Source organism: Nocardioides sp. zg-1308 (assembly GCF_013155375.1).
Classification (GTDB): domain Bacteria; phylum Actinomycetota; class Actinomycetes; order Propionibacteriales; family Nocardioidaceae; genus Nocardioides; species Nocardioides renjunii.
This window is the reverse complement of the sequence record NZ_JABJQY010000004.1, coordinates 189533-202958: the sequence shown is the minus strand read 5'-3', so window position 1 is coordinate 202958 and position 13426 is coordinate 189533. Positions and strand designations below refer to the sequence as shown.

15 protein-coding genes are annotated in these 13426 nt (G+C 72.3%); 3 read left to right on the top strand and 12 right to left on the bottom strand.

What is annotated here, in order from left to right:
- Nucleotides 1-93: 93 nt before the first annotated feature.
- The 11 genes from HN031_RS15940 to HN031_RS15890 all read right to left on the bottom strand — a co-directional run bounded on the left by HN031_RS15940 (nt 94) and on the right by HN031_RS15890 (nt 8450).
- Nucleotides 94-705 carry a MerR family transcriptional regulator gene (locus HN031_RS15940; RefSeq protein ID WP_322424249.1) on the bottom strand — a complete coding sequence of 204 codons (612 nt, stop codon included), beginning with the start codon at nt 703-705 and terminating at the stop codon, nt 94-96.
- A 212-nt stretch (nt 706-917) separates the two neighbouring features.
- Nucleotides 918-1385, bottom strand: coding sequence for a bifunctional nuclease family protein (locus tag HN031_RS15935; protein WP_172272225.1), 468 nt, complete (start codon nt 1383-1385; stop codon nt 918-920).
- Between the two features lie 252 nt (nt 1386-1637).
- Complete coding sequence (locus tag HN031_RS15930; RefSeq protein ID WP_172272222.1) at nt 1638-2378, bottom strand: MerR family transcriptional regulator; 741 nt, start codon at nt 2376-2378, stop codon at nt 1638-1640.
- A 3-nt stretch (nt 2379-2381) separates the two neighbouring features.
- On the bottom strand, nt 2382-2894 hold the full coding sequence (locus HN031_RS15925) for an FHA domain-containing protein (RefSeq protein WP_172272219.1): 513 nt from the start codon (nt 2892-2894) through the stop codon (nt 2382-2384).
- Nucleotides 2895-3001: 107 nt separating this feature from the next.
- Entirely contained in the window at nt 3002-3388 is a 387-nt protein-coding gene (gcvH, locus tag HN031_RS15920) for a glycine cleavage system protein GcvH (protein ID WP_172272216.1), read from the bottom strand.
- 45 nt (nt 3389-3433) lie between these two features.
- Nucleotides 3434-4201 carry a DUF881 domain-containing protein gene (locus HN031_RS15915; RefSeq protein ID WP_172272213.1) on the bottom strand — a complete coding sequence of 256 codons (768 nt, stop codon included), beginning with the start codon at nt 4199-4201 and terminating at the stop codon, nt 3434-3436.
- Nucleotides 4194-4526, bottom strand: a complete 333-nt coding sequence (locus HN031_RS15910; protein WP_172272210.1) for a small basic family protein — start codon at nt 4524-4526, stop codon at nt 4194-4196. Before HN031_RS15910 ends, HN031_RS15915 begins: the two co-directional genes overlap by 8 nt.
- Nucleotides 4523-5422 carry a DUF881 domain-containing protein gene (locus tag HN031_RS15905; protein ID WP_172272207.1) on the bottom strand — a complete coding sequence of 300 codons (900 nt, stop codon included), beginning with the start codon at nt 5420-5422 and terminating at the stop codon, nt 4523-4525. Before HN031_RS15905 ends, HN031_RS15910 begins: the two co-directional genes overlap by 4 nt.
- Nucleotides 5415-6020, bottom strand: coding sequence for a CDP-alcohol phosphatidyltransferase family protein (locus HN031_RS15900; protein WP_172273677.1), 606 nt, complete (start codon nt 6018-6020; stop codon nt 5415-5417). Before HN031_RS15900 ends, HN031_RS15905 begins: the two co-directional genes overlap by 8 nt.
- A 14-nt stretch (nt 6021-6034) precedes the next feature.
- Nucleotides 6035-7096 carry a hemolysin family protein gene (locus tag HN031_RS15895; protein ID WP_172272204.1) on the bottom strand — a complete coding sequence of 354 codons (1062 nt, stop codon included), beginning with the start codon at nt 7094-7096 and terminating at the stop codon, nt 6035-6037.
- A complete protein-coding gene (locus HN031_RS15890) occupies nt 7086-8450 on the bottom strand; it encodes a hemolysin family protein (RefSeq protein ID WP_172272201.1) in 1365 nt (454 codons plus the stop codon). Before HN031_RS15890 ends, HN031_RS15895 begins: the two co-directional genes overlap by 11 nt.
- 232 nt (nt 8451-8682) lie before the next feature.
- Between HN031_RS15890 and HN031_RS15885 the strand changes: the two genes are divergently transcribed.
- The 3 genes from HN031_RS15885 to HN031_RS15875 are packed head-to-tail and all read left to right on the top strand — an operon-like array spanning nt 8683 to nt 12236.
- Entirely contained in the window at nt 8683-10176 is a 1494-nt protein-coding gene (locus tag HN031_RS15885; RefSeq protein WP_172272198.1) for a sulfatase-like hydrolase/transferase, read from the top strand.
- A 5-nt stretch (nt 10177-10181) separates the two neighbouring features.
- A complete protein-coding gene (locus HN031_RS15880) occupies nt 10182-11267 on the top strand; it encodes an SLC13 family permease (protein ID WP_172272195.1) in 1086 nt (361 codons plus the stop codon).
- A 42-nt stretch (nt 11268-11309) separates the two neighbouring features.
- Nucleotides 11310-12236 (top strand): threonine/serine dehydratase, encoded by a 927-nt coding sequence (locus HN031_RS15875; protein ID WP_172272192.1) that lies wholly within the window; start codon nt 11310-11312, stop codon nt 12234-12236.
- Nucleotides 12237-12268: 32 nt separating this feature from the next.
- Here HN031_RS15875 and HN031_RS15870 read toward each other — a convergent pair whose 3' ends face one another.
- Nucleotides 12269-13402: a CDP-glycerol glycerophosphotransferase family protein gene (locus HN031_RS15870; protein ID WP_172272189.1), complete on the bottom strand. Its 1134-nt coding sequence runs from the start codon at nt 13400-13402 to the stop codon at nt 12269-12271.
- Nucleotides 13403-13426 lie beyond the last annotated feature (24 nt).

Sequence of the window (13426 nt, the reverse complement as noted above, 5' to 3'; positions counted from 1 at the left end):
CGGCATCTGCAGTTTAGCGATACGCAACACAAATGGGCGAAGCCGCCCGGGTGCGGGCGGCTTCGTCGGAGGTTCTGCAGTGCTGGGGAGCGTTCAGCCGGTCTGCCGTGCGGCGCGGCGGGCGGCGAGCTCGTCACCGGCAACGGTGGAGCCGGGCTCCTCCGCGGTCCGCTCGCTGGGCAGCTGGGCGAGGGTGCCCTCGATCTCGCGCCAGACGCCGCCGATGGCGATGCCGAACACGCCCTGACCGCCCTGGAGGAGGTCGATGACCTCGTCGTTGCTGGTGCACTCATAGACCGAGGCCCCGTCACTCATCAGCGTCACGCGCGTCAGGTCGTCGGTGCCGCGCTCACGGAGGTGGGCGGTGGCGGTGCGGATCTGCTGCAGCGAGATGCCCGCGTCGAGCAACCGCTTGACGACCTTGAGGATCAGGATGTCGCGGAAGGAGTAGAGCCGCTGCGAGCCGGAGCCGGCGGCGCCGCGGACGCTCGGCTCGACGAGGCCGGTCCGGGCCCAGTAGTCGAGCTGGCGGTAGGTGATGCCGGCCGCGTTGCAGGCCGTCGGGCCGCGGTAGCCGGTGTCGCTGGGGAGCGGGGAGACGTCGTCGGCGAAGAGCAGGCCCTGCTCCTCGGCGAGGTCGGCCGCCTCGGCCGCAGCCTTGATCCCGGCCGCGTCCGCGCCCTGCTCGTTCTCGTTGCTAGCCACTGTGACCCTCCAGGTCAGTTCCTCCGCTGAGCGGTAACTCCTGGGGGAAGGGCCCGCCCGGCGCCGGTCTGACCGACAACCACAGCGGTGGAGTTACAACAGAGACAGTTCACCGTAAGCCCGCGCGCACGGGTTGTCCATCCACGCGAGCGGCGTGTCGCCAACCCTCAACCTCAGGTCGAGGGTGAGAGTTTCTGGCGGTGCCGCTGGGGCTAGTGGGACTCGAAGTCGTCGGGCGAGACATGGTCGAGGAACTCGCGGAACCGCTCGACCTCGTCCTCCTGCTCGGCCGGGACGGCGAGGCCGGCCTCCTCGAGCACCGCCTCGGCGCACACGATGCGCGACCCGGTGCGCAGGGCCAGGGCGATGGAGTCCGACGGGCGGGCACCCACCTCGGCACCGCCGTCGAAGACCAGCTGCGCGAAGAAGATGCCGTCCTGCATGTCGACGATGCGAACCTCGTCGAGCCGCTGCCCCGTCGCCTCGAGCACGTCGCGCATCAGGTCGTGCGTCAACGGACGCGGCGGGGTGACCCCCTGCTGCGCGAAGGCGATGGCGGTGGCCTCGACGGCCCCGATCCAGATGGGGAGGTAGCGCTCCCCTGTCACCTCCCGCAGCAGCACGATCGGCTGGTTGGAGGGCATCTCGACGCGGACTCCGACGACGTCCATTTCGCGCATGTCCCCACCCTACTCACGGCCCCTGATCTCGGAGGGGGTGCGGGGCTGGTCCTGCCGAGCGGTGAGTGGCGCAGGTTTCCTGGGCGCAGAACCTGTCTCACTCACCGCTCGCGGTCAGAGCGGCGCCCGGTGGCGGCGGCCTGTCGGACAGGACAAACCCGCGGTTGCGCGGCCAGCCCAGCGGCGTACGCCCCCACCGTCGGACTTCGTCCTGTCCGACAGGCCGTACGACGACCGCGGCAGGCGGGCGGGTCAGCCCCGGTCGAGCCCCACCTTGACGAGCGTCGCGTGGAGCCGGACGGACAGGGCGGCGATCTCGGCGGTGGCGTCCTCGGCGCGGCCCTTGGCGGCGGCGTCGCGACCGCGCGCGAGTGGCGCGACGACCTGCTGCACGAGCCCGACCTCACGGTCGGCGGCGGTCTTGAACGCGCGCAGGTGGCGCGGCTCGAAGCCGAAGTCGGCGAGCTCGCGGGCGGTCTGCGCCACGACGAGGGCGTCGCTGTTGAAGTGGCCGGTGCCCGTGCGGGCCGAGACCAGCCCGTACTGCTCGAGCTGCGACAGCAGGTCCTCGGAGATGTCCGCGACCTTGATCAGCTCGCGCCGCGAGAGGCGCAGGTCGCTGGCGCGGCGGAACGACTCCGGGCTGGGCAGGCCGTCGGCGCTCAGGGCCACCTTGGGCACGGTCGGAACGACGCCGTCAATGGCCGGCGGCTCGAGCCCCCGGTCGATGGCGTCGAGGTGCTCGCCGATGACCTTGTGCGGCAGGTAGTGGTCGCGCTGCATCAGCAGGATGTAGCGCAGCCGGTCGACGTCGGCGCCGGAGAACTTGCGGTAGCCGGCGGGCGTGCGCTCCGGCTTGACCAGGCCCTGGTCCTCGAGGAAGCGGATCTTCGAGATCGTCACCCCCGGGAAGTCGGGGCGGAGCTGGTCGAGGACCTGCCCGATGTTGTAGCGGGCGCCGCGACTCGATGCCGAGGACGTCGGGGCACTCACGGATCAGCTGTCCGGGTGGGAGGAGAAGAACACCAGGCGGTACTTGCCGATCTGCACCTCGTCGCCGTCGTTGAGCTCGACGGAGTCGATGCGGTCGCGGTTGACGTAGGTGCCGTTGAGGCTGCCGACGTCGCTGACGGTGTAGCCGGCGCCCGAGCGACGGAACTCCGCGTGCCGCCGGGACACGGTGACGTCGTCGAGGAAGATCTCGCTGTCGGGGTGACGGCCGGCGCCGACGACGTCGGTGTCGAGGAGGAAGCGGCTGCCGGCGCTGGGGCCGCGCTGCACGACGAGGAGGGCGTGGCCCTCGGGCAGCGCGTCGACGGCCGCGGCGTCGACCGGGCTCAGCTGGCGGTCGGAGGACTCGCGCTGGTCCGGCGCGCCGAAGGTGATGGTGGCCGTGGTCTCGACGGGGGTCGGCCCGGCGTCCTCCCCGCCGAGCAGCTTCGTGCCGCACTGGGCGCAGAAGCGGGCGTCGTCAGGATTCTGCTTCCCACAGTTGGTGCAGAACGGCATGTGAGCTCCTCGACGGATCGACACTGAACCCTCAGCCGAGGGTTGAGGTTGATGGTTCGTCCGAACCTACCAGCCATCTGTCGGGCGGCGCGGACGATCGTGCGCGGTCAGCCCTCGAGGCCGGCCTGGTAGGCGGCGGCGTCCATGAGGCCGTCGACCTGCGATGCGTCGGAGACGCTCACCTCGAACAGCCAACCGGCCTCGTAGGGGTCGCTGTTGACCAGCTCGGGCGTCGAGTCGAGCGCCGAGTTGGTCGCCACGACCTCGCCGGTCACGGGGGCGTAGATGTCGCTGACCGACTTGGTGGACTCCAGCTCGCCGCAGGTGTCGCCCGCGGTCACCGCGTCGCCGACCTGCGGGAGGGAGACGTAGACGATGTCGCCGAGCGCGTCCTGGGCGAAGTCGGTGATCCCCACCCGGACCGAGCCCTCGGCGTCACCGGGGGTGCGGACCCACTCGTGCTCGCTGGTGTACTTCAGGTTCTCCGGATACACGTGGGGTCTCCTCGGGGACGCAGGTCTGGTGGGGTGATCGGCAGGCTACTGGCCCGTCCCGAACTCCGCATACTCAGGTCGGGACGCCTCGCGGACGCTGGTGATCTCCACCGTCTCGAGCTCCTCGATCGTGACCGTGGCGCCGTCGAGCGTCTCCAGGGTCTCGACCGGGCCGGTGGAGAAGGTGAGCGCGGTCCGCAGGATGTGCGGGTCGCCGATCACGTCGAGGACGTACGGCGGCTCCAGCAGCTCGCCGTCGAGCTCGATGCCGCCCACGCCGTCCTCGAACGAGCTGTCGGCGCCGAGCCGGATCGAGTCGTTGAACTCCATCGCCTCCGCGCCGGCGGTGCGCAGCTCCTGGATGGTGTCGAGCAGCGACCCGACGCTCACCCGGGTCTCGGACTCGCCGATCGTGACGCGGAGGCCCTGGCCGGACACGGGCACCAGCCCCGCGATGACGTTGAGGGTGCGCAGCCGCTGCTCGGCCTCGTCGAGGGCGGCCGAACGGGCCTGGTTCTCGTCGCGCAGCTCGTCACGGCGGGCCTCGAGCCGGTCGACCTCGCGACGGGCCCGCTCGGCGGTGCCGGTCAGGCCGTCGAGCACCTGGATCAGCTCGCTCTCGCGCAGCCCGGCGTAGGTGTCGTTGGAGTTGGTGTCGCGCACCTGGACGACGAACGCGAAGCCCAGCACCGCCAGGAGCACCCCCACCACCGCCTGGCGGCCCGATGGCCGCATCAGCGCGTCGCGCATCCGCTCACGACCGGGGCTCTCCTCGGTCGCAGGCTCCTGCGTGGTCGGGTCCTGCTCAGGCATGGAAGACGTGCCTGCGGATCGCTGCGACGTTGGAGAAGATCCGGATGCCGAGGACGACCACCACGCCCGTGGTCAGCTGTGCGCCGACCCCGAGCTGGTCGCCGAGGTAGACGATCGCCGCGGCGATCACCACGTTGCTGACGAACGAGACGACGAAGACCTTGTCGTCGAAGATGCCGTCGAGGTAGGCCCGGAGCCCGCCGAAGACGGCGTCGAGCGCGGCCACCACGGCGATGGGCAGGTAGTTCTGCAGGCTGAGCGGGACGTCGGGGGCGAAGACGAGGCCGGCGACGATGCCGAACAGCAGCCCGAGTGCAGCGATCACGGCGAGCTCGCCTCCCCTTCCGTCGCGCCGTCCGGATCGGCGTTGAGCTCGATCACATCACGCAGCGCCCGCTCGGGCGCAGACGGCAGCCGGATGTCGTCCACATTCTCCGCCGAGTAGAGGAACCCGAGACCGTTGACCAGCGTGAACCACTCCTGGCCGGTGCTGGTCTGCACCAGCCTGGCCTGCAGCGTCCGGGGGTCGCCGATCGCCGAGACGACGTAGGGGGCGTTGACCGGGCGACCGTTGACGTGGATGGCGCGGTTGGTGTTGCGGATGCCGCCGAGGACGTTGATCCGCTGGTCGTTGACGGCGATCGCCTCGGCACCAGCCTCGAACAGCCCGTTGACGAGCAGGGCGAGGTCCTCGTCGCGGATCTCGTCGTTGATCTCGACGTCGGGCCGGTTGTCGACGGTCATCCGCACCCCGGGCCCGTGCACCGCGGAGTAGCCGGTGGTGAGCTCGGCGCGCCGGATCCTGGCCTCGCTGTCGTCGAGCTGCGCCTGGACCTTCGTGTTGTTGCTCGCCAGCGCCTGGTTGGACTCCGCGAGCTCGGCGACCTGGGACTGCACGCCGCGCAGCTGGTCGCGCCGGAGCTCGACCTGCTCGATGAGGGCGGCCCGGCTGAGCTCGTCGACCTCGGCCTGCCGGTCGGTCTGCGCCGCGACCACGGCTGCCCCGACGCCGAGCACCGCGACGGCCGCGAGGCTGGCCCAGTGCGGACGCCGCGACGACGGAGCGGGCTGCTCCCCCGCCGCCGCCCGCTTCTGGGCGACGTGAGCGTAGTCCTCGTCCATGGAGCGCGCGGTGATGAGCGTCAGCAGCGGCGTCGTGACGTGGTCGGGGAGCCGCCGGGCGGTGTCCTCACCCTGCTCGGGCGCGCGGGTGTCAGCCATGGTCCGACACCGGCGTACGACGGCGCGGGGTCTCGCGCAGCAGCGTGCGGACCTGCCAGGCGTAGAGCAGACCGGCCCACCAGTAGAGGCCGATCCCCCACCAGGCGAAGGCCCAGCCGAAGGTGCGGGCCAGGGTGGCGACGATGCCGTCGCCCTCGCCGAGCAGCAGCAGCGGGAAGGCGTAGAGGAGGTTGAAGGTCGCGGCCTTGCCGAGGAAGTGGACCGGCAGCGCCGAGAAGCCGCGGGTGCGCAGGATCGGCACCAGCCCCCAGAGGAAGAGGTCGCGCAGGGGCAGGGCGAGCGCGACCCACCACGGGATGATGTCGCGCAGGTAGAGCCCCACCACGACGGCGAGGATGTAGAGCCGGTCGGCCACCGGGTCGAGGATCTCGCCGAGCTGGGAGTACTGGTCGAGCCTGCGGGCCAGCCAGCCGTCGAGGAAGTCGGTGAAGCCGGCGACCATGAGCACCACGAGGGCGATGGCGTCCGCCTCCGGGCCGAGGACCAGCCAGAGGAACAAGGGCACGCCTGCCAGCCGCACCACACTGATGATGTTGGGCACGGTCCAGACACGGGCTGCTCCCTCGGACACGAGCAGACCCTACCGAGCGCTCAGGCGTCCACGCCCGACACGTCGTGGTGTGCCGCGTCGCGGATCTCGCCGACCAGCTCCTCGAGCACGTCCTCCAGCGTCACCAGTCCGACGACCTGGCCGTCGCGCTGCACGACGCGCGCCATGTGGGCGCCCTTGACCTGCAGGCTCTCCAGCGCGTCGTGGAGCAGGTCGTCGGGGGCGACGGTGGCGAACGGGCGGATCCACTTGTCCTCGATGACCCGCGAGCGCTTGTCGTCGTCGGACTCGAGGGCGTCCTTGATGTGGAGGTAGCCCAGCAGCGTGCCGTCCGAGGCGGCGACCGGGAACCGGCTGAAGCCCGTGGCGGCACAGACGGCCTCGACGTCGGCCACCGTCGACCCAGGGGCGACGGTGGCCAGGGTGTCGGGCGCCATGACGATCGACAGGACGGACTTCTCGGTGAAGCCGAGGGCACCGGCGAGCCGGTCGTACTCCTCGGCCTCGATCAGCCCCTCCCCCCGCGACTCCTCCACCAGCGCGGCCACCTCCTCGCGCGTGAAGCTGGAGTGCACCTCGTCCTTGGGCTCGATGCGGAGCAGCCGCAGCGTGGCGTTGGCGACGAGGTTCATGCCGGCGATCACCGGGCGCAGGACGGTGACGACCACCATCATCGGCGGGCTCAGCACCATGGCCGCGCGGTCGGCGCCGGCGAGGGCGATGTTCTTGGGCACCATCTCGCCGAGGACGACGTGGAGGTAGACCACGATCGACATCGCCACCACGAAGGAGACGGGGTGGAGGAAGTCGTCGGGGACCCGGGCCAGGTGGAAGACCGGCTCGAGGAGGTGGGCGACGGCCGGCTCGCCGATGGCGCCGAGGCCGAGCGAGCACACGGTGATGCCGAGCTGGGCGCCCGCCATCACGAGCGAGACGTTCTCCATCGCCCGCAGCGTCGTGCGCGCGGCCCGGGAGCCCTCCTGCGCGCGCGGCTCGATCTGGCTGCGCCGGGCGGCGAGCAGGGCGAACTCGGCGCCGACGAAGAACGCGTTGAGGGCCAGCAGCACGACCGCGAGGGCGACGCCGAAGAGGTCACTGTTCACGGCCGGCCCCCTCCCCCGGCTCGGGGGAGACGGCGCGCAGGTCGAGTCGGTCGATCCGCAGCCCCTCCATCCGCTCCACGGTGAGGGTGACCAGGCGCTCGCGCAGCTCGCGCGGGTCGCTGCGGTCGGGCACCGGGACCTCGATCCGGTCGCCGGGCTCAGGGATCTTGCCGAGACCGCGCATCACCAGCCCGGCGACGGTGTCGTAGTCCTCGTGGTCGGGCAGCTCGATGTCGGTGGCGTCCTCCACCTCGTCGGGACGCAGCAGCCCCGACAGCGTCCAGCTGCCGTCGCGCCGCTGGCGGATCCGCGCGCCGAGGCGGTCGTGCTCGTCGGAGATGTCACCGACGATCTCCTCCACGACGTCCTCGAGGGTCACGATGCCGGCGTGCCCGCCGTACTCGTCGAGGACGACGGCCATCTGGAAGCCGTCCTGGCGCAGCAGCGCGAGGAGCGGGTCGAGGCGCAGGCTGTCAGGCACGACGACCGGCCGGACCATGACGTGCTTGATCCGGGTCGTGGCCCGCTCGTGCACCGGCACCGCGACGGCGTGCTTGACGTGGACCGTGCCGACGACGGTGTCCTCGGCGTCGAGCACCGGGAAGCGGGAGTGGCCGGTCTGGCGGGCCAGCTCGACGACGGCGGAGACCCGGTCGCCCTCCTCGACCGTCGTGGTGCGCACGCGCGGGGTCATGATCTCGCCGGCGGTGCGGGTGCCGAACTCGACCGACCGCTCGACGAGCTCGGCGGTGTCGGCGTCGAGGGTGCCCTGGTCGGCCGAGCGCTGCACGAGGGAGGCGAGCTCCTGCGCGCTGCGGGCGGACCGGAGCTCCTCCTGCGGCTCGATGCCCAGGCGCCGCACGATCGCGTTGGCCGAGCCGTTGAGCACCTTGATGGGTCGCGCGGTGAGGGCGGTGAAGCCGCGCATGAACCCCTGGGTCGCGCGGGCGGTCTCCAGCGGCCGGGCGATGGCGATGTTCTTGGGCACCATCTCGCCGAAGATCATCGTCACGACGGTGCCGAGGACCAGGCCCAGCGCGAGGGACAGCGGCGACACCGCGCCGTCCGGCACCCCGGCGGCCGCGAGCGGACCGTCGATGAGGTCGGAGATGGCCGGCTCGGCGAGGAACCCGATGGCCAGGTTGGTGACCGTGATGCCGACCTGCGCGCCCGAGAGCTGGGTCGACAGCGAACGCAGCGCGAGCTGTACGCCGCGCGCGCCCTCGTCACCGGAGGCGGCGGCGCGCTCGACGCTCGGCCGGTCGACGGTGACGAAGGAGAACTCGGCGGCGACGAAGAGCCCGCACGCGGCGACGAGCGCCAGCGAGACGAGGAGGAGCACCAACGGGGTCACGACGCGCGCCCGGAGCCGAGTGCGGTCGTGCGGGGACTTTGACTATCGTCCATGGTCGGCGCTGGGGTTCCTTCTCTGGGCGGTTCTCGGCGTCGGCAAGGGTCAAGCGTAACGGTTGCGGCTCCCCCCGTCCCAGTCGTCGTGTCGCTTTGGGAAGGCGCCCCCGCGACCCCTAGTCTGGCCGCCACACTGGGGAAGATCAGGACCTTCGGGGTCTCGGCGGGGGATGTGGATGCGAGCGTGGGCACAGTCGGTCACGGCTGCACTCCTGGTGGTGCTCGTGGCCACCCTCGCGACGGTCACCGCCAACGGTGACTCGGCCGATCCCGGCTCGGTCCGGATGGCCCAGGGCACCCAGTCGCCCGACAGCGCGCCGGACGCCGACGGGCGCCGTCCCAACCTCGTCTTCGTCATGACCGACGACATGCGCGACGACGACCTCGACCACATGCCCCTCACCCGCCGGCTCCTCGTGGAGCAGGGCATGGAGTTCACCGACGCGATCTCCCCCCACCCGCTGTGCTGCCCGGCGCGCGCCCAGCTGGCGACGGGGCAGTACGCGCAGAACAACGGCGTCCAGCACAACAAGGGCGTCCACGGCGGCTTCGAGGCGCTCGACCCGACCGAGGAGGCGAGCAGCTGGTTCCGCGACGGGGGCTACAGCACCGGGTTCGTCGGCAAGTTCCTCAACGGCTACGGACCCGACGACGTACGACCGGCCGGCTGGTCGCGGTGGGACGCGCTGACCCGGGGCGTCTACGACTACGTGAACTTCTCGATGACCGGCGACGGGGACCCGCGCCACTACACCGGCAGCCACGTGACGTCGGTGATCGAGGAGCGCACCAACCAGCACATCCGCGACTTCGCCCGCGCCGGTGACCCGTTCGTGGTCTACGCCTGGCACCTCGCGCCCCACTACCGGATCACGCCGGAGGGCGGCCGCGGACTGCCCCCGGCAGCGCCCGGCGACGAGGACGTGCTCCTCGACGAGCCCCCGGCGTCCTTCGACGACCCCGCCTTCAACGAGGCGGACGTCTCCGACCAGCCGTCCTACCTCCGCCACCTCTCCCCCGCCTCGCGTGACGACGTGCGGGCCGAGAACACCGCCCGGCTCCAGTCGCTGCAGGCAGTCGACCGCGCGGTCGGCTCGATGGTGGCGACCCTCGAGGCGCAGGGCGTGCTCGACGACACCTACATCGTGTTCACCTCCGACAACGGCTACTCCCTCGGCGAGCACCGGTTCACCGGCAAGGACGTGCTCACCGACGAGGCGATGCAGGTCCCGCTGGTGGTGCGCGGCCCCGGCATCGCTCCGAGCAGCACGTCGGACCTGCCGGTCACGCTGGTCGACCTCCCCGTCACCTTCGCCGGGCTCACCGGGGTCGCCCCGCAGTGGCAGGTCGACGGGACCTCGCTGGTGCCGACCCTCCTCGGTGCCGAGCAGTCGTTCCGCGACACCACCCTGATCCAGACCGGACGCAAGCTGGAGACGGGGTGGTCGCACCGCGGCGTCCGCACCGAGCGCTACCTCTACGGCACCGACGGCCGCGACGCCTTCCTCTACGACCGGCTCGTGGACCCCGACGAGATGGTCAACGTGGTCGACGACCCGCGCTACGCGGAGGTGCTGGCCGCGCTCGAGCTGCGCCGCACGCTGCTGGTCGGGTGCGCGGGCTGGACCTGCAACCAGGTCTTCGGCCCGCTCCCCGAGCCGGCGTCCTGACGCACGTGCCCGAGCTCGCCGGGACCGTCCTGGCGCAGGTGCTGCCGGTCGCGGTGTTCCTGCTGGCCATCACGGTGACGGCCGAGGTCGCCCAGCTCGCCGGTGTCTTCGACGTCGCCGCGCACGCCCTCGCGCGGCGGGCGCGGCACCGCGTGGTGCTCCTCTGGCTGACGTTCGCCGCCCTTGCGGTGGTGTGCACGATCGTGCTGAGCCTGGACACCACGGCCGTGCTGCTGACACCGGTCGGGCTGGCGGTGGCGCAGCAGACCGGCATCTCGCCGATGCCCTTCGCCCTGACGACGCTGTGGATCGCCAACACGGGCTCGCTGCTGCTGCCCGTGTCCAACCTGACCAACCTCCTCGCCGTGCACCGCTTCGAGGAGCTCGGCGCGGGACACGGTGACTACGTGCGCACGGCCGCGCTGCCGGCGGTGGCCGCCGTCGTGGCCACGCTGGTCCTCGTCGCCGTCCTGCAGCGCCGGGCGCTGCGCGGGACGTACGCCGTCGACCCGCCCGCGGAGCCCCACGACCGGGTGCTGCTGGTGGTCGCGGCGGCGGTCTGCCTGCTCGTGGGTCCGCTGTTCGCCGTGGGTCTCGAGCCGGCCGCCGTGGCTGTCGGGGCCGCGCTCGTGCTGCTCGCGGCGCTGGTGTGGCGGGCTCCCGGCCTGCTGCGCGAGGTCAGGCCGCCGTGGCTGATGGCCGGCGCCTTCGTGCTGGTCGCCGGGCTGCTGCGGCTGGCGCAGGCCGATGGCCTCCTCGACTGGCTGGCCCCGGCCGTCGGGACCGGCACCCGCACGCTCGACCTGCTCCACCTCGCCGGGGCGTCGGCGGTGGCCGCGAACCTGGTCAACAACCTGCCGGCCTACCTGCTCGTCGAGCCGTCGGCGGCCGACGACACCCGCCGCCTCGTCGCGACGCTCGTCGGGGTCAACGCCGGCGCGCTCGTCACCCCGTGGGCGTCGCTGGCGACGCTGCTGTGGCTCCAGCGGTGCCGCGCCGCCGGCGTCCGGGTGCCGCTGCTGCGCCTCGCCGGGTGGGGCGCCGTGTGCGCCACCGTCGCCGTGGTCACCGCCACGCTCGCCATCCGCTGAGTCGCGGCCCGCCCGGCGCGACCGGTCGCCGATACTGGCGCGGTGACGATCACCCGCGACGACGTGCTCACCGCCCAGCAGCGCATCGGAGGCCGGATCCGGCGCACGCCCCTCCTCGCGCCGGCCGACGGCGACGGCGTCTGGCTCAAGTGCGAGCACCTCCAGCACTGCGGTGTCTTCAAGACCCGCGGCGCCTTCAACCGGCAGCTCGCGGCACTCGAGTCCGGCGAGCTCGGCGAGGCCGGCATCGTCGTGGCGTCGGGGGGCAACGCCGGGCTCGCCCAGGCCTTCGCCGCCCGCGCCCTCGGCATCCGGGCGACGGTCTTCGTCCCGGAGACCGCGCCCGAGGTGAAGGTGCAGCGGATCCGTCAGTACGGCGCCGACGCGCGTCGCGCCGGCACGGAGTACGCCGAGGCCTACCGGGCCGCCGTCGCGTTCGCCGAGGAGCGGGGCGCGGCCTTCGCCCACGCGTACGACCAGCCCGAGGTGGCCGCCGGCGCCGGCACGATCGGCGAGGAGGTCCTCGAGGACGAGCCGGGCATCGACACCATCGTGGTCGCCGTGGGCGGTGGCGGTCTCTACGCCGGGATCGCCGCGGCGGTGCGCGGGCGCGCCCGCGTCGTGGCGGTGGAGCCCGAGCGCATCCCGACCCTCCACGCCGCCCTGGCCGCGGGCCACCCGGTCGACGTCGAGGTGTCCGGCATCGCCGCCGACTCGCTCGGCGCCCGGCGGGTGGGCGACCTGGCGTTCGCCGCCGCGCAGGCCGAGGCGCCGGTCTCGGTCCTCGTCAGCGACGAGGCGATCGCGGCGGCGCGGACGCACCTGTGGGACGAGTACCGCATCGCCTCCGAGCACGGCGCCGCCACTGCTCTCGCGGGCCTGCTGTCGTCGGCGTACGTGCCCGGCGCTGGCGAACGGGTCGCCGTGGTGGTCTGCGGCGCCAACACGGACCCCGGCACGCTCGCCTAGCGCGCCGGCGGCCCGGCTCAGGCGGTGCTCATTCAGGCGGTGATGGCGCCCCCCGCCTCGTCGAGGAGGCGGTCACGCAGGGCGACGAGCTCGGACACGGCGCCGAGGAAGCGCACGGTGCTGTCGCCCACGTGCAGGTCGTCGAAGTAGTGGTGGCGCATCGCGGTCCGGGCGAGGCGGTGCTCGTCGTGCTGGAGGCGGTCGCGGAGCAGCTCGCTCAACCCGTCGACCTCGCCCGGGCGCACGACGTCCGCGCACCGGCTCAGGGGGACGTGCTGGCGCAGCCGGTCGTCGTCCTCGTGGCGGTCGGTGAGGACGATCGGCTTGTCGGTGTGGAGGTAGAGCCAGTCGAGGCCGACCGACGAGACGTCGGTGACGATCACGTCGCACACGGGCATGACAGCGAGGATGTCGCCCTCGACGACCGCGGTGTGCCCGGCGCCCGGCTCGCGTCCGGCCGCCTCCGCCACGACGTCCAGGACCTCCCGGTGGGCCGCCGCGACGGCGGGGGTGCGGCTGGTGACGACCTTGGGATGCGGCTTGTAGACCAGCCGCACGCCCGGCACGGCGAGGACGGCGCGGACGATGGCCGGGCCCATGACGTCGACCGAGGTGTAGTCGTTGTAGGCCGCGTCGCCCTCCCAGGTCGGCGCGTAGAGCACCGTGGAGCGCTCGCTCGGCTCCAGCAACGGCGTCCGCCGCAGGTCGAGCTGCGGCCGGCCGATGCGCACCAGACGTCGGGCGTCGAGCTCGAGGAGCTCGGCGACGTAGCGCTGCACCGCCGCCTCCCCCGCCACGAACACCCGGTCGTAGGCCTTGGCGTTGTTGCTCGCCATCGACTGCTTGTCGCTCTCGCCGTGGTTGACGTGGACGTGCAGGCGACGGCTGTCGAGCAGCGAGTCGAAGTTCTGCACGGAGTTGTTGCAGTAGAGGACGACCTTGGCGTCGAGCTCGGCGTAGACCGCCGACAGGTCGGCCAGCGTCGGCGCCGTGACCACCCGGAGCCGCGTGCGGGCCGCGACGAGCTCCGCGGCCTCGGGATCGCGCAGGACGAGGCACACGCGGTGGACGTCGTCGAGCACCTCGAGGACCTCGAGCCACTGGACGAGCTGGTAGGTCCGGCTGGGGTCGCCTGCGAAGTAGGCGACGACGGGGACGGCGTTCACGACGGAAGTCTAGTGCGGCGACCA

What these genes read in the sequence shown, in the direction of transcription:
- HN031_RS15905 (WP_172272207.1), bottom strand. Translation starts at nt 5,422, where the DNA reads ATGGCTGACACCCGCGCGCCCGAGCAGGGTGAGGACACCGCCCGGCGG.
- HN031_RS15935 (WP_172272225.1), bottom strand. Translation starts at nt 1,385, where the DNA reads ATGCGCGAAATGGACGTCGTCGGAGTCCGCGTCGAGATGCCCTCCAAC.
- HN031_RS15915 (WP_172272213.1), bottom strand. Translation starts at nt 4,201, where the DNA reads ATGCCTGAGCAGGACCCGACCACGCAGGAGCCTGCGACCGAGGAGAGC.
- HN031_RS15885 (WP_172272198.1), top strand. Translation starts at nt 8,683, where the DNA reads ATGCGAGCGTGGGCACAGTCGGTCACGGCTGCACTCCTGGTGGTGCTC.
- HN031_RS15925 (WP_172272219.1), bottom strand. Translation starts at nt 2,894, where the DNA reads ATGCCGTTCTGCACCAACTGTGGGAAGCAGAATCCTGACGACGCCCGC.